The 15,488-nt window shown below is 70.8% G+C and carries 11 protein-coding genes; 4 read left to right on the forward strand and 7 right to left on the reverse strand.

Annotated features, from left to right (window positions below; genetic code table 11):
* Complete coding sequence (locus H5399_RS16100) at positions 1–2,058, reverse strand: DEAD/DEAH box helicase (RefSeq protein ID WP_182784484.1); 2,058 nt, start codon at positions 2,056–2,058, stop codon at positions 1–3.
* Positions 2,059–2,301: 243 nt separating this feature from the next.
* On the opposite strand from H5399_RS16100, the gene H5399_RS16105 reads away from it, so the two are divergent.
* The gene (locus tag H5399_RS16105; protein ID WP_182784486.1) at positions 2,302–3,438 is read left to right on the forward strand and encodes a glycosyltransferase family 1 protein; all 1,137 of its coding nucleotides are present in this window, start codon (positions 2,302–2,304) and stop codon (positions 3,436–3,438) included.
* Between the two features lie 9 nt (positions 3,439–3,447).
* On the opposite strand, the gene H5399_RS16110 is transcribed toward H5399_RS16105, so the two are convergent.
* Together H5399_RS16110 and H5399_RS16115 are read right to left on the reverse strand one after the other, a co-directional pair.
* Positions 3,448–5,874 carry a glycoside hydrolase family 31 protein gene (locus tag H5399_RS16110; protein ID WP_182784488.1) on the reverse strand — a complete coding sequence of 809 codons (2,427 nt, stop codon included), beginning with the start codon at positions 5,872–5,874 and terminating at the stop codon, positions 3,448–3,450.
* A gap of 39 nt (positions 5,875–5,913) precedes the next feature.
* Positions 5,914–6,414, reverse strand: coding sequence for a copper chaperone PCu(A)C (locus H5399_RS16115; RefSeq protein ID WP_370585814.1), 501 nt, complete (start codon positions 6,412–6,414; stop codon positions 5,914–5,916).
* An 85-nt stretch (positions 6,415–6,499) separates the two neighbouring features.
* On the opposite strand from H5399_RS16115, the gene H5399_RS16120 reads away from it, so the two are divergent.
* Together H5399_RS16120 and H5399_RS16125 are read left to right on the forward strand one after the other, a co-directional pair.
* Entirely contained in the window at positions 6,500–7,699 is a 1,200-nt protein-coding gene (locus H5399_RS16120; RefSeq protein ID WP_182784492.1) for a Dyp-type peroxidase, read from the forward strand.
* Complete coding sequence (locus H5399_RS16125; RefSeq protein WP_182784494.1) at positions 7,696–8,283, forward strand: GNAT family N-acetyltransferase; 588 nt, start codon at positions 7,696–7,698, stop codon at positions 8,281–8,283. Before H5399_RS16120 ends, H5399_RS16125 begins: the two co-directional genes overlap by 4 nt.
* 1,116 nt (positions 8,284–9,399) lie before the next feature.
* Here the strand turns inward: H5399_RS16125 and H5399_RS16130 are convergent.
* The 4 genes from H5399_RS16130 to coaA form a co-directional block, all read right to left on the reverse strand.
* Positions 9,400–10,785 carry an NAD(P)H-hydrate epimerase gene (locus H5399_RS16130; RefSeq protein WP_182784497.1) on the reverse strand — a complete coding sequence of 462 codons (1,386 nt, stop codon included), beginning with the start codon at positions 10,783–10,785 and terminating at the stop codon, positions 9,400–9,402.
* Complete coding sequence (locus tag H5399_RS16135) at positions 10,782–11,132, reverse strand: holo-ACP synthase (protein WP_182784499.1); 351 nt, start codon at positions 11,130–11,132, stop codon at positions 10,782–10,784. Before H5399_RS16135 ends, H5399_RS16130 begins: the two co-directional genes overlap by 4 nt.
* A 23-nt stretch (positions 11,133–11,155) precedes the next feature.
* On the reverse strand, positions 11,156–12,988 hold the full coding sequence (gene glmS, locus H5399_RS16140) for a glutamine--fructose-6-phosphate transaminase (isomerizing) (RefSeq protein WP_182784501.1): 1,833 nt from the start codon (positions 12,986–12,988) through the stop codon (positions 11,156–11,158).
* Positions 12,989–13,053: 65 nt separating this feature from the next.
* Positions 13,054–14,016: a type I pantothenate kinase gene (coaA, locus tag H5399_RS16145; protein WP_370585816.1), complete on the reverse strand. Its 963-nt coding sequence runs from the start codon at positions 14,014–14,016 to the stop codon at positions 13,054–13,056.
* Between the two features lie 35 nt (positions 14,017–14,051).
* On the opposite strand from coaA, the gene H5399_RS16150 reads away from it, so the two are divergent.
* Positions 14,052–15,485 carry an aminopeptidase P family protein gene (locus H5399_RS16150; RefSeq protein ID WP_182784505.1) on the forward strand — a complete coding sequence of 478 codons (1,434 nt, stop codon included), beginning with the start codon at positions 14,052–14,054 and terminating at the stop codon, positions 15,483–15,485.
* Positions 15,486–15,488: the final 3 nt, after the last annotated feature.

Consider the following 15,488-nt stretch of genomic DNA (forward strand, 5'->3'; position numbering starts at 1 on the left):
TCACCAACGATCCCTGCGGCCCCCGCGCTGCCCGCCACGGCCGCCCTCGTAGCGACGGCCACCGCGGCCGCCTCCCTCGGGACGACGGCGCTGAGCCTGCTTGGGTGCGATGAGCTGCTGGTAGTCGGCCTCGGAGATCTCGACACCCGAGGTGGGACGTGCCCCGGTCGCCTCGCGCAGCTCCGCGGAGCCCGGCTCCACCGCGAGGGCAGCAGCCCGCACCCCGGCCTGGCTCAGCAGCCGCTCGGTGGAGCGCTGCTGGTGCGGCAGGACCACCGTGGCCACCACGCCCTCCTGGCCCGCGCGGGCGGTGCGGCCGGCGCGGTGGAGGTAGTCCTTCGAGTCACGCGGCGGATCGACCTGCAGCACCAGCGTCACATCGTCGACGTGGATGCCGCGGGCCGCCACGTCGGTGGCGACGAGGACCGGCACAGTGCCGTCCTTGAACGCGGCCAGGATGCGGGCGCGGGCGCCCTGCGTGAGGCCGCCGTGGAGCGAGCCCGCCATCACGCCCGCCTCGCGGAGCTGGCCGGCGATGCGGTCGGTGCCCAACTGGGTGCGGGCGAACAGCACCGTGCGGCCGTCGCGGTTGGCGATCTCAGCCGTGACCTGGTTCTTGTGGTGGGGGCGCACGATCAGCGGCCGGTGCACCATCGTCGTGACCGAGTTCTGGCTGGAGTCCACCTCGTGCGTGACCGGGTTGTTGAGGTAGGTCCGCACGATCGAGTCGACGGCCGCGTCCAACGTCGCGGAGAACAGCAGCCGCTGCCCACCCTCGGGGGTGGCGTCGAGCAGGGTGCGCACCTCCTTCGTGAAGCCAAGGTCAGCCATGTGGTCGGCCTCGTCGAGGACGGAGATCTGCACCTGGCTGAGGTCCGCGGCACCCTGCTCCAGCAGGTCGATGAGGCGGCCTGGGGTGGCCACCACCACGTCGACGCCGCGCTCGAAGGCGCGGATCTGCGGACCGTAGGCCATGCCGCCCGCGATGAGCGTGAGGTCGAGCCGCATCGCGGCCGCCAGCGGGGAGAGGACGTCGGCGATCTGGAGGGCCAGCTCACGGGTGGGCGTCAGGATCATGGCTCGCGGGGATCCGACGGGGGTCCCCTCCGCCAGCCTGGTCAGCATCGCGAGGCCGAAGGCAAGCGTCTTGCCCGAGCCCGTGCGTCCCCGGCCCAGGACGTCGCGGCCGGCGATGGCGTCGCCGATGGTGGCGGCCTGGATGGGGAACGGGGCGCTGATGCCCTGGCCGGCGAGGACGCGCACCAAGGGCTCGGCAACACCGAGCTCGAAGAAGCCCGACGCCACGTCGCCCTCCACAGCCTCAGCCGTCGTGGCGGTCCAGCTCATCTGGTCCGCCTCGGGAGCGTCGAAGCTGTCCTGACGGGGGGCGCGGGTGTCGCGGCGGTCATGGCCGCGGCGGTCATCGTGGCCGCGCGGCTCGTGCGGGCGGCGCACGTCGACGTGGGGAGGCATCGAGCTGCGGCGGTGACCGCCGGAGCGATCCCCACCGCGGTCGTCGCGGTCACCCCAGCGGGGACGGTCGTCGCGGGGGCGGTCGTCGCGGCGGGGTCGGTCGTCGCGGGAGCGATCGGAGTAGCGGTCGTCGCGGGGGCGATCGTCGCGGGATCGGTCGCTGTAACGGTCGTCGCGGGACCGGTCGCTGTAACGGTCGTCGCGGGGGCGATCGTCGCGGCGGGGACGATCATCGCGGGAGCGATCGGAGTAACGATCGTCGCGGGGACGATCGTCGCGGCGGGGACGATCATCGCGGGAGCGATCGGAGTAGCGGTCGTCGCGGGGACGATCGTCCCGAACGGGACGGTCATCACGGCGCGGGCGGTCGTCGCGGGCGGGGCGCTCGTCGCGGGCGGGGCGGTCTGAGCCCTCGTCGGTCTTGGGGACGAAGGGACGGTCACCGAACTCCAGCGCGCGGCGCTGCTTGCGGTTGAGCGGGGCGCCCGGGGCCGGGGGCTCGGTGCGGCCGCGACGTTGGGCCTTGAGGCCCTTGGCGGTGCGCTGCTCGGGTGACCAACGGTCTTTCTGGCGTGGTGCGTTCATGATAGAAGAGGTCCTCTGCGGGATAGTGGGCCCTGGATTCGGGCCGCTCGGGCCCACATCGGGGCCCCACGATTTGCCCGCTCATCTGTCACACGCTGGCGTTAATCGCCTTACCGGGCCCGTCGAGTCTACGGTCTCGACCGAGATTCTCCGAATCCACGGTCCTTCGAACGTCACCAGACGTTCATTGAGCGTTTCCCTGACGGAGGTGCCCCGGACACCGCCGTCAGTAAAATTGGGGCTGTGCGAGTTGCCATCGTCGCGGAATCGTTTCTCCCGAGCGTCAACGGGGTCACCAACTCCGTCCTGCGCGTCCTCGAACATCTGAGGGCGACCGGCCACGAGGCAATGGTGATCGCCCCGCAGGCGGGTGACCGCACTCCGCACGAGTACTGCGGCTTCCCCGTCGAGACCGTCACCAGCGTCGGCCTGCCCGGCTACGACGTGGTGAGGGTGGTCACCACCACGTCCTCCTCCATCGCGAGGCTGCTGACCGGATTCGCCCCCGATGTGATCCACCTCGCGGCGCCGTTCGTCGTCGGATACAAGGCGGCCACTGTCGCGGCCAGGCTCGGCATTCCCATGGTGGGCATCTATCAGACCGAGGTGCCCACGTACGCGAGCCGGTACGGCTTCCCACAACTTGAGCCACTCCTCTGGCACCACGTCAGGCAGGTCCACTCCCTCGCCTCACTCAACTTCGCGCCCTCGACGTTCGCCCGCGATCAGCTGATCGACCAGGGGGTGCCTCGCGTCGGTGTGTGGGGGCGTGGCGTGGACTCGGGCCGGTTCGATCCAACCAAACGCAGCACAGAGTTCCGGGCCCTCCATGCCCCGAACGGGGAACGGCTGATCGGCTACATGGGTCGGCTGGCGACGGAGAAACGGGTCGAAGACTTGGCCACGCTCGCGGACATCCCCGGCACGCGCCTGGTCATCATCGGCGACGGCCCACTCCGCCCCCAGCTGGAGGCCGCCCTCCCCCGCGCCGCCTTCCTGGGCGAACTGACGGGCGAGGACCTACCCACGGCCCTGGCCAGCCTGGACCTCTTCGTCCACCCCGGCGAACTGGAGACGTTCTGCCAGTCCATCCAGGAAGCGAAAGCATCCGGCCTCGCCGTCATCGCGCCGCGACGCGGCGGCCCGATCGACCTGGTGGACCAGTCCCGCACCGGCTGGCTGTACCGCCCCGGAGACCTGGGCGCGATGCGCGGCCATGTGCTGGACCTGATCGGCGACGACGCGAAGCGCGGCGCCTTCGGCCGGGCGGCACGACACTCCACGCTGGACCGGAGCTGGGACACGGTGTGCGCCGAACTGGTGGGTCACTACGCCAAGGCCGTCAGACTCTCGGTGCGGGGCCCCAAGCTCGTCGCCTGAGCAACCGGCTCACCACACCTCGCCGGCTGCAGCAACCTCCACGAGCGCGTCCCTCAGAGACGACGGGATGTCGACGGTGGCGAGTTGCTGCACCATCGCCCATCCGCTCAGTCCCGTGACGGCCCGCCACGCCGCCTCCTTGGCCGTGAACTCGATCTCGGCCGCGTCGATCAGCGCGAACGCGTCGCCCGCCACGTCGCGAGGCGACCGCCTCGCCCCACCCAGGCGCACAGCGACCACCGAACCGAGGTCCACCTCCCCCAGCCTCACCCGGAGCGCGGGCGCGAGAAGTTCGTCGGTGATCCGCACCGGGTGGTCGACGTGCTGCACCATGCCGCCCACCCACACCTCCACCTGTTCGACGGACTCTACTCCCACCACGTCGAGGGCGACCGTCCTGTGGTCCGGCGCCGCGCCGGGGCCGGGCCGCAGGGTCACGGTGAGCGTGGCGGTGCCGTCGGGGTGCGTGTCGAGCACCTGCTCGATCCGAACCTGGCGACGGGCCTCGGGCCCGGGTGCCGCGCTCCCGTCGTCTTCCACCAGGTGCGACACTGCGGTGCCGGGCACCACGCGCAGGTCCAGCGCCCGGGGGGACTCGGACACGTCGGCCATCGGGTCCGCGCTGAGCGCGATGACAGCGCCCGCCCTTGCCAGGACCGGATACCCGCCGAGCCCGCGATGCAGGACCACCGTGCGTCCCCCGTCGTGGCGGTGGCCCGTGAACAGGTCGATCCACGAGCCTTCAGGGAGCCAGGCGCGAGTGGAGGCCAGGTGCGAGGCGCCGTCCTCCGCCGAGGTGAGCGGGGCCACGAGCAGGTGCTCTCCCACCATCGACTGGTTGGGCACCTCGTAGGCCGCCGCGACATCCGGGTGGTCGTGATACATCGGCCGCACCAGGGCCACCTGCTCCGCGTGCGCTGCCCAGGCCGCCGTATAGAGATAGGGCACCAGGCGGTGACGGAGCCGGAGGAACGCGGCCATGATCCGCTCGGCCTCAGGCCCGTAACCCCACGGCTCCTTCGACGCGAAGGGGCTCGACGAGGAGTGCAGCCGGTTGATCGGCGAGAAGACGCCCAGCTGGAACCACCGCACCGCCATCTCGACGTCGCGGCTGCCGAACATGTGCCCGCCGATGTCGTGGCTCCACCACGGGTATCCGATGTTGGCGGCCGTGGCGGTGAAGTACGGCTGGAAGTCCAGCGAGTCCCACGTGGTGATCGTGTCGCCCGAGAAGCCCACGGGGTATCGGTGGCTGCCGGGGCCTGAGTAGCGCGAGAACGTCAGGCGCCGCCGCCCACCCCGGCCGGAGTCGTGGTAATGGATGTGGTTGAGCATCCACAACGGGTCCAGCCCGGCCACCGCAGTCGCGCCACCCGACTGCCAGTCGATCCACCAGAAATCCACGCCCTGGTCCTCCAGAGGATGGTGCAGGTGCCTGAGGTAGGCGTCGACGAACTCTCGGGACGTCACATCGAACTCGACGGCGGCGCCCGTTGCCGGGTCGATCCCTACCGCCTCCGCCACGGCCGGGTAGGCCTCCTCGTGCCGACGGACTCCGTCTGCGGGGTGCAGGTTGAGGGTGACGGCGAGCCCGCGCTCATGCAGGGCGGCGAGGAAGGCCTGCGGGTCCGGGAACAGCTCACGGTTCCACGTGTAGCCGGTCCAGCCGGTGCCAAGCTCCGGATCGACGTCGACGACGTGCCAGTCCATGTCGATGACGCCCACCGAGAGCGGGATCCGCTCGGACCGGAAGCGGTCCATCACACCCAGATACTCGTCGGCCCGGTAGGGCCAGTAGCGGCTCCACCAGTTGCCCAGGACGAAGCGGGGCACCAGCGGGACGGGGCCGGTGAGGCGGTGGTAGTCGGACAGCGCGCCCCGATAGTCGCGTCCGTGAGCGAAGAGGTACAGGTCTCGGCCGCCGCCCTCACGCCCGGCCACCCATCCGTCCGGGGAGAGCAGCACCGAGGTGGAGTCGTCCAGCACGGCGAATCCGTAGGTGGCGAGGATGCCCGGTTCCAGGGGGCAGGAGCCGTCCACCTCGTCGAGGGTGCGGGCCGTGCCGAGCAGGTTGCCGCGACCGGGCAGGTTCTGCGGGTAGCTCTCGCCGAAACGCCACGTGGAGTAGTGCGGATCGGATGCGCCACGGGTCAGGGTGACGCTGAGCCCCGAGCCGCTGAAAGGCCCGCCGTCGTAGCGCACGCGCAGGTGATCCGTGCGCACCTCGAGGGACCCGCCCACGACATCGGCGGTGAACTCAGGCACCTCGAAGGAGCGGTTGACGACGGTCTGGGTGCGCTCGTCGACGAAGCGTCCCTCCGGGTGCCACTCAAATCTCAGCAGCCGGCTGGTGAGCACTGTGATGCGGTACGTGGCCCCGGCAATGACGGCATCTGGATGGGCTGGGGCCGGCTGGCCGTCCGACATCGCGAACATGGGGCGTCCTCTCCTCGGCGGCCGACCGCCGGCGGCGCCTCAGCTGTCTTCGGTGGGTGCGTGCGTGTGGTAGGTGTCCTGCTCCTCGGTGAACTCCTTCACCGGGGCGACGAGGTCGATGGTCTGTCCGTCGTCGAACTCCAACCTACATTCGATCTCCTCGCCTCCGGCAACAAGCTCGCCGGTCAGGCCCATCAGCATCACATGCGGCCCGCCGGGCGCCAGGTGCTGGTGCTCCCCCGCGGGAATGGGGAGCCCTCCCTCGGCCTCCTGCATCACCATCTGGCCGTCCACCTTGACCATCTCGTGCAGCTCGACCTTCGCCGCGACATCCCCGCAGTCCGCGGAGACCAGCATCCGGTCCTCCTCGGAGGGGTTGGTGAGATTGACGAACAGGGCGGTCATCTCCGGCATCTCGGTGCCGACGGTGGCCCGAACCCAGGGATCCGCGGCGAGGATGCCGGGGGTGGCGCTCTCGGCCTGGGAGCAGGCGGCGAGGGCGACGGCGGCGAGGACGGGGACAGCGAGCTTCCAGTTCACCCTGGGATCATAGCCGAATTTTGATACCCCCGGGGGTACCCCACCGGGGTCTGTGGACATCGGTCCCGCGGGTAGACTGCGCCGCATGTCCACGCAGCACGTCACCCGTCGTGGGGTCTTCGGCTACGCCGGTGCCGCCACCCTGGGCGGCGCTGCCGGTGTGGTCGCCGGTCGGGCGTGCCGAGGGGCAGCGGAGGACGCCGCGACATCCTCAGTGGGCGGTCAGACGTACCCGGCCCACGGCGTGCATCAATCCGGCATCCTGACAGCGCAGCCCGCCGTCGGCCACCTCATCGCCTTCGACCTCCTCCCCCAGACGGACCGCTCCGCGCTCGGACGCCTCATGCGCGTGTGGAGCGCGGACATCGCCGCGCTGATGGCCGGCCGCCCAGCCCCGGGAGACTCCGCCCCGGACCTCGCCCAGGCCGGCGCCTCGCTCAGCGTCCTGGTCGGCCTCGGCCCGCGCATCTTCGACCTGGACGGTCTGAACCCCCAGCGCCCCGCTGGCTTCCAGGAGATCCCCCCGATGGAGCACGACCAACTCCAGCAGCGTTGGTCCGGCGGGGACCTGCTCGTCTGGATCTCCGCCGACGACGCCACCACCACAGCACACGCCGCGCGCCGGCTCACCGCAGACGCCGGCCCTTTCGCCACCAGCCGGTGGGTCCAGGGCGGTTCGTGGCGCCCTGTCGACGCCGAGGGCAACCCGGCGACCGGCCGCAACCTGTTCGGTCAGGTTGACGGCACAGCCAACCCCACCGACGACGCCCTCACCCGCGCCGTGTTCTCCGAGGACGGCTGGCTCTCGGGAGGCACCCAGCTGGTGATCCGCCGCATCGAGATGCACCTGGACGAGTGGGACGATGCCACACGCGACCGCCAGGAGCAGTCCGTGGGCCGGCGCCTCGACACGGGGGCGCCACTCACCGGAGAGGCCGAGCACGACGCCCTGGACCTCGAGGCCATGGCCGACGGGGTGCCCGTGATCGCGGCGGACGCCCACGCCCGCCGCGCCCATCCGTCGCAGAACTCGGGCCGCACCATGCTGCGCCGCGGGCTCAACTACACCCACGACGAGTGGGCCGATGGCGCCCCCGTCTCGACGGCGGGGCTGATCTTCGGCGCCTTCCAGGCCAACATCGCGGAGCAGTACATCCCGGTTCAGCGAATGCTGGACCACGGTGACGCGCTCAACGAATGGACCACGGCCATCGGATCTGCCGTATTCGCGATCCCGCCTGGCTTCGGGCCGGACTCCTACCTCGCGCAAGGACTCCTCGAATGACCGCACCCCTCGTCCGTCCGGCCCGGCCATCGGACCTCCCCGGCGCCGCCGAGGCGCTGGCGGATGCGTTCACCGACGATCCCACCTTCGCCTTCCTCCCGTCCGGCGAGCGCGCGCGGCGGGTGCGGGCCTACATGGACCATGAGCTCGACGGCGCGTGGACGGTCGATGTGGCGGTCGACGGCACCACCGTGCTCGGAGCCGGACTCTGGCAGCCGCCAGGCTCTCATGTCGACGGAATCGCGGCAGCGGCGAGACACCTGGCGGGCCTCTGGAGCACCCTCGGGAGTCACGCCGTCACCATGCTGCGGGTCGAACGCGAGCTCACCCGGCACCGGCCGCCCGTGCCGCACTGGTTCCTGGGCTATGTAGGCGTGTCGTCAGCTGCGCAGGGCCGGGGCGTTGGCCGGGCGCTCCTCGAGTACCGCCTCGGCACGGTGGCCGAGCCGGTCTATCTCGAGGCGGCCACCGAACGGGCCGCAGCCCTCTACCGTCGCCTCGGCTTCGTGGACATGTGCCGGTTCACCGGCACTCAGATGCCCGCCGTGGGCATGTGGCGCCCGGCCCCGCTGCGCCAGGACTAGGCGGTCACCTTCGCTCCCCGTCAGGGGTTCCGGTCCCGGCGGCGTGGCCTATCTCCTTCGCTCCCTGAGGAGGGCCGCCCGCGAAGCGGCGTGGGCCGTGCTTTCGCTCCCTGAGGAGGGCCGCCCGCGGAGCGGCGCCGGCCGTCTCGAAGGGTCGTGACTACCACCTTCACGCGAATCTCATGGTCGGGTGCGGTGAGCCGTGAGTCGAGGCCCGGGAGGCCGTTGTCCAGGGTCTCGATGTTTCGGCCGACTGGGTCGGTGGTCGGGTGGTTGAGGCCACCCGGGCCTCGTCTCCCGTCCCCCCGCACTCGTCCTGCTGTGGCGTTGCCTAGGTCGGGTGTGGGCCGGCAGGGCGGCCTTGGGGTCGGGTCTGCTTGAGCGGGATGCCGGTTGGGCGATCCTCGGGTTGGGCACCGCTGCGCAGTGCCGCCCTGCCGTCCCTCACCCTTTGTCTATGTGCGGGTTTTTGACCCTTCGAGACGTCCTGCGGTCGCTTCGTGACGCGGGACTGTGGACGTCAAGGAACGAACTTCCGTCAGTGGCACCCGTCCCATCACCGCGACGGCCGCGCTCCGCTTGGGTTCTTGGAGCACGTGTCCCAATTCGTGGAGGCGGGGCGTCGGTCGAGACACCGGACCGGGTGCCAGGGGCTTCGACGCGGGTGCGGCGCTTCGCGCGCGCCCGGCTCACCCAGCTGTCGGGGTAGGCCGGGTTGGCTTCGACGCGGGCTGCGCGGCTCCGCGGGCATGATTATTCTCAATCGACGGAGGGTCCCGCGACTGGGAGCGAGGGTGGGGGACGGCAGGGCGGCACTGCGCAGCGGTGCCCAACCCGAGGATCACCCAACCGGCACCCCGCCCAAGCACACCCACCCCCAACGCCGCCCTGCCGGCCCACACCCCGCACCCCGCACCCGACCACGAGATCAGCATGAATGTGGAAGTCACGACCCTTCGAGACAGGGCCACGCCGCTCCGCGGGCGGCCCTCCTCATGGAGCGAAGGGGACAGGCCACGCCGCTCCGCGGGCGGCCCTCCTCAGGGAGCGAGGGGGGTGACCCTCCTCATGGAGCGAAGGGACAGGCAACGCTCCGCGGGCGACCCTCCTCAGGAGCTACCGTCCTGCCAGTTCAGCGATCACGGCGGGCAGCCTCGCCGCCAGCGCGTCTGGCGGGTACGGGCCGGGGTTCCGCTCGGCGGCGATGGCCTGGACGCTGGCACCCAACACGCCCGCCCGCCACGCCGGGAGTCCCGCAGCCAGCAGGGCTCCGCAGATCCCCGCCAGCACGTCACCGGATCCGGCCTGGGCGGTCCAGGCGGGCCCCCTCACCGCCATGGTCACGCGCCCCGACGGCTCAGCCACGTATTGCGTGGCCCCCTTGAGGAGCACCGCCGCGCCCGTCTGCCGCGACACCTCCCGCACGCACACCAACGGATGCGCCTCGACGTGGGCACGGGTGCAGCCCAGTATCCGGGCCAGTTCGCCGGCGTGCGGGGTGAGCAGCCACCCGTCGAGTCGCCCCGCGGGCAGCGAGGTGAGCGCGTCGGCGTCGACGACGGTAGGCACCTCGTGGAGTCCCGCGTTCGCCACGCGCCCCTCGGTGCCCTCACCGTCGCCCCACCCGGAACCCACCACCATCGCCTGGGCGCGCCCCTCGCCGATCACCACGCTGGGGAACCGCGACAGGATCAGTCCGGAGGCCACGCGACCGGTGTAGCGCACCATGCCGGCCCCGGCATGCAGGGCACCCGAGACGCCGAGGATCGCGGCGCCCTGGTACTGGTCGGAGCCGGTGTCGATCATCACCACTCCGCGGGTGTACTTGTCCGACGTGGGCACCGGCGCGGGCCACCACCGCGCCACGTCGGCCACCTCGGCCTGCTGCAGCAGCGGAGCGTCTGCCTCCACGCCGATGTCGGCGACGTGCACCTGGCCGCAGCGAGAGGCGGCTGGCTCCTGCACGTGGCAGGGCTTCAGTGCGGCGAACGTGACGGTGTGGGCGGCGCGAAAACTCGGATGCGTCGCCCCGGAGTCCGCGTCGAGGCCGCTGGGCAGATCTACCGACAGCACGGGCACACCCAGGTCCGCGCACGCGTCGGCCATGGTCTCGACCACAGGCGGCAGCCCGGGCCGCGATCCCAGGCCGGTGAACGCGTCGATCACCAGGGCGCACTCCGCGAGGGCCTCGACGGCGGCCGTCGCCTCCACCACCTGGCAGCCGGCCGCCCGCGCCGCGGCGAGGCCACCCTCGTGCGCGCTGCCGGCCACGCACCAGACAGCGACGGCGCGGCGCTGGGCGAGCTGGGCGGCCGCGAACAGTCCGTCTCCCCCGTTGTTGCCGGGCCCGGCCACCACCAGCACCGGGCCCTCCGGGGCGACGGAGGTGGCCACCCGGGCCACCTCGGCCGCGGCTCGTCCCATGAGGTCCACGCCGGGCTCGGCGGCGAAGACCCTCGCCTCGGCCGCGCGCATCCCGGCCGCGGTCACCACGGGCCTCATGCTTCGCACACCACCATCGCCGTGGCGAAGCCACCGTCGTGGCTGATGGACAGATGGATGTGGCGGATGCCCAGCGCCTCCACCCTGGCCGCGACGGACCCGGCGTTGCGGAAGGCCGGGTCGCCGTCGGCGTTCTTGACCACCTCGCAGTCCAGCCATCGCATGCCGCCCGGCGAGCCGAGCGCCTTGGCGAACGCCTCCTTCGCGGCGAACCGGGCGGCCTGGGACTCGATGGAGAGAGCACGCTCGGCCGGGGTGAGAAGGCGCTCATCCAGGCCGGGGCGACGCTCCAGCATGTCCCGGAAACGCTCGATGACACACAGGTCCGTGCCGATACCCACGATCATGGCGCCACTCTAGGGCTGAACCCCTACTCGACGGTGACCGACTTGGCCAGATTCCGTGGCTGATCGACGTCGTGGCCCTGCAGGGTGGCCAACTCGCAGGCGAAGAGCTGGAGCGGGATGATGGCGGCCACCGGCTGCAGCAGCGTGGAGAGCTTCGGCAGCTCGATGAACACCGCCGCCGCGGCACGCGCCTCCTCGTCGTCGGCCTCGGCCAGGACGATCGTCTTCGCGCCACGGGCCCGGACCTCGGCGATGTTGGACACCACCTTGTCCCGAAGCTGGTCCCGGCCGCGGGGCGGCACCACGACGAACACCGGCAGGTCCTCGCGGATCAGCGCGATGGGGCCGTGCTTGAGCTCCCCGGCCGCGAAGCCCTCCGCGTGGATATAGGCCAGTTCCTTGAGTTTGAGCGCCCCCTCCAGCGCGACGGGGTAGCCCACGTGGCGGCCGAGGAACAGCACGGAGGGCTCGTTGACGAACTCGCGCGCCAGGTCCAGGACCTGCTGCTGGTTGTCGAGCATGCCCTGGATGGCATCGGGCATCCGCTCCAACTCGGCCAGGAGTGCCCCGATCTCGTCTCCGTACTTCATGCCACGCACCTGCGCCAGGTAGAGGCCGAGCAGGTAGCAGGCCACCAGCTGGGTGGTGAAACCCTTGGTGGAGGCCACCCCGATCTCGGGGCCGGCGTGGGTGTAGATGACGGCGTCGGATTCGCGCGGGATGGTGGCGCCGTTGGTGTTGCAGATGGCGATCACCTTGGCGCCCTGCTCCCGGGCGTGCCGGATGGCCATCAGCGTGTCGGCGGTCTCGCCGGACTGGGAGATGGTCACCACCAGCGTCATCGGGTCGATGATCGGGTCCCGGTAGCGGAACTCGGAGGCCACCTCCACCTCGCAGGGGATGCGGGTCCAGTGCTCGATGGCGTACTTCGCCACCAGGCCCGCGTAGAAGGCCGTGCCGCAGGCGACGATGACGATCTTGTTGATCCGGCGCAGGATCTCGGGGGAGATGCGGATCTCGTCGAGGACAAGTTCGCCGCGCTCGTTGAGGCGGCCGAGCAGCGTGTCGGCCACGGCGCGGGGTTGTTCGAAGATCTCCTTGCGCATGAACCAGTCGTAGCCCTGCTTCTGCGCGGCCTCCAGATCCCAGTCGACGTGGAACTCCTTGGTCGGCGCCGGCGCGCCGTCGAAGGTGGTCACGCTGACCCCGGCGGGGGTGAGCTCGACGATCTGGTCCTGGCCGAGCTCGATGGCGTCCCGGGTGTAGGCGATGAACGCGGCCACGTCCGAGGCGAGGAACCATTCGCCCTCCCCCACGCCGACCACCAGCGGCGAGTTACGCCGCGCGGCGACGATCCGGTCCGGGTCCTGGGCGTCGACGGCCACCAGCGTGAAGGCGCCTTCCAGGCGCGAGACGACGGCGCGCATCGCGGCGAGGAGGTCCAGGCCCGCCTCCAGCTCGCGTCGCAGCAGGTGCGCGGCCACCTCGGAATCGGTCTCGGAGGAGAACTCGACGCCCGGCAGCTCGGCGCGGAGCTGGCCATGGTTCTCGATGATGCCGTTGTGGACGATGGCCACGCGCTCCGAGACGTGCGGGTGCGAGTTCTGGTCCGTCGGCGCTCCATGGGTGGCCCAGCGGGTGTGGCCGATGGCCACGTGCCCGGTGGGAAGCGGATCCGCGGCGATGGCGGCCTCAAGGTTGACGATCTTGCCTGCCTTCTTGCGCCACTCGATGCGCCCCCCGCTCGGCAGGGCGACACCCGCTGAGTCGTAGCCGCGATACTCGAGCCGGCGAAGCCCGCTCAGTACCACATCGAGTCCGTCACGTTGTCCGAGATATCCCACGATTCCACACACGCGAAAAACCGTACATGATGAATGCGCGTTTCTTGACATCCGCGCCTGTGAGGGATCCGCTGCGGTTACACCTTGCGGATGAGGATCGAGTCGACTGCGTGCGACTCGCGCTTCACGAGGATGGCCGTGGCCCGATCCCTGGTGGGCTCGATGTTGAGGCGGAGGTTGAGGCCGTTGATCTCTTCCCAGACCCGGGCGCCGAACGCGACGGCGTCGGCTTCGGACAGCTCCGCGTAACGCCTGAAGAAGCTCCGCTCGTCGGTGAACGCGGTCCGCCGCAGGGTGAGGAAGCGCTCTAGGAACCACTGCTTGATGTGCGACTCGGGAGCGTCGACGAACACGGAGAAGTCGAAGAAGTCGCTCACCGCCAGCCCCGGCTTCCCGTCCGCCTCGACTCGGGCTGGCTGCAGCACGTTCAGGCCCTCGATGATGAGAATGTCCGGGCGCTCCACAGCGATGTGCTCGCCCGCAACGATGTCGTAGACCATGTGGCTGTACACGGGTGCGAACACGCTCGGCACGCCGGACTTCACGTCGATGACGAAGTCCAGCAGCGCCCGCCGGTTGTAGGACTCGGGGAATCCTTTACGCTCCAGGAGACCGCGACGCTCCAGCTCGGCGTTGGGGTAGAGGAAGCCGTCGGTGGTGATGAGGTCCACCCGCGGCTGCCCCGGCGCCCGGCGGAGCAGCTCCTGCAGCAGGCGCGAGACCGTGGATTTGCCCACCGCCACGGACCCGGCCACCGCGATGACGAACGGCGTGCGGTCCACATCCAGTCCCAGGAAGTCATGGCTCTGCGAGTAGAGCCTCCCGGTGTTCTCCATGTAGAGGTGGAGCAGCTGCGTCAGCGGGCGGTAGACCTCCACGAGGTCCCGGTGGGAGGTGGGATCCCCGATGCCGCGGAGTCTGTCGAGGGTGACCTCATCGAGATCGATCTGCGTCGCGTCGGCCAACGCCGCCCACGCGTGACGTTCGAGCGTGACGTACGGTCCGGTCACCGGCACTCCTTCGTGGGGTCGATCGGCAATCGTACAGGGAAGGGCGCCCGCGTACAGTGGGGCGCATGACCGACGACCGCTCCGGGAACCGCCGCGACCCCTACTCCGAGGAGTTCAAGACCTTCATCGTCAGTGGATGGGCTCCGGACCACCACGCACTGCCCGATCGGCTGCCCGCCGCGCGCTACGCGGCCGCCAGGCGGGTGCAGCTCGCGCAGGAGTTCGCCGGCACCACCCTCGTTGTACCGGCCGGTCCGCTGAAGCCCCGCTCCAACGACACCGACTACCGGTTCCGGCCCCATAGCGCGTTCGCCTACTACACAGGCCTCGGCGAGGACAGGGAGCCGGACGCTGTGCTCCTCATCCAGGACGACGACGCCACGCTGTTCTTCCGCCCGCGCGCCCCGCGCACGGACCGGGAGTTCTACGCCGACGCCCGCTACGGCGAGATGTGGGTGGGCCGGCGCGACTCGCTGGAGGAGATGGCGGCCGCTGTCGGACTCCCCTGCCGCGACATCCGCGAACTGGAGGACGTCATCGGCCACGCGTCGGGGCCGCTGGCCGTCATCCGCGAGGCGGACCCGGCGGTCACCGCCCTCGTCGACGGTGCACGCACCGACGAAGACCTCTCGAGAGACGCCGGACTGGAGCGAGCCTCCTCGGAGGCCCGCTTCGTCAAGGACGAGTTCGAGGTGACCGAGCTGCAGCGTGCCTGCGCCGCCACCGCCGTCGGCTTCGAGGCCGTTGCCCGCGAGCTGCCGCGCGCCGTGGAGCAGGGCCGCGGCGAGCGGTGGGTCGAGGGCATCTTCGAGCTGCACGCACGGCACCTCGGCAACGCCATCGGCTACGACACCATCGCCGCCGGCGGGGATCACGCCAACACCCTGCACTGGATCAGGAACGACGGGGACCTCAGCGACGGAGATCTGCTCCTGCTTGATGCCGGGGTGGAGGTCAACACCCTGTACACGGCCGACATCACGCGCACGCTCCCGGTCAGCGGCCGTTTCACCCCGCCCCAGCGGCGGGTCTACGAGGCCGTCCTCGCGGCGCAGACCGCGGGCATCGCGGCCTGCCGCGACGGGGCCGCCTTCGCTGATGTGCACCGGGCAGCCATCACCGTGCTGGCGGGCTTCTTCGAGGAGCTCGGCATCCTGCCCGTCAGCGCCGCCCAGTCGATGTCGGCCGACGGCGGCCAGCACCGCCGCTGGATGGTGCACGGCACCTCCCACCACCTCGGCCTCGACGTGCACGACTGCGCCCACGCCCGAGCGGAGGAGTACCGCCTCGGCACGCTGCGCTCCGGGATGGTCATCACGGTGGAGCCCGGTGTCTACTTCAAGTCCACGGACCTGCTCGTGCCTGAGGAGTACCGCGGCATCGGGGTGCGCATCGAGGACGACATCCTCATCACGGACTCGGATCCGGTGAACCTGTCCGAGGCGCTGCCCCGCACCGCCGACGACGTGGAGCGTTGGCTGGCCCGGAGCCGCGGCTGAGGC

It is taken from the genome of Tessaracoccus sp. MC1627, assembly GCF_014164725.1.
GTDB lineage: Bacteria > Actinomycetota > Actinomycetes > Propionibacteriales > Propionibacteriaceae > Arachnia.

Coding starts and splice junctions, on each gene's coding strand:
- H5399_RS16130 (WP_182784497.1), bottom strand. CDS start 10,785: ATGAGGCCCGTGGTGACCGCGGCCGGGATGCGCGCGGCCGAGGCGAGG.
- H5399_RS16125 (WP_182784494.1), top strand. CDS start 7,696: ATGACCGCACCCCTCGTCCGTCCGGCCCGGCCATCGGACCTCCCCGGC.
- H5399_RS16110 (WP_182784488.1), bottom strand. CDS start 5,874: ATGTTCGCGATGTCGGACGGCCAGCCGGCCCCAGCCCATCCAGATGCC.
- H5399_RS16150 (WP_182784505.1), top strand. CDS start 14,052: ATGACCGACGACCGCTCCGGGAACCGCCGCGACCCCTACTCCGAGGAG.
- H5399_RS16120 (WP_182784492.1), top strand. CDS start 6,500: ATGTCCACGCAGCACGTCACCCGTCGTGGGGTCTTCGGCTACGCCGGT.
- H5399_RS16100 (WP_182784484.1), bottom strand. CDS start 2,058: ATGAACGCACCACGCCAGAAAGACCGTTGGTCACCCGAGCAGCGCACC.
- H5399_RS16135 (WP_182784499.1), bottom strand. CDS start 11,132: ATGATCGTGGGTATCGGCACGGACCTGTGTGTCATCGAGCGTTTCCGG.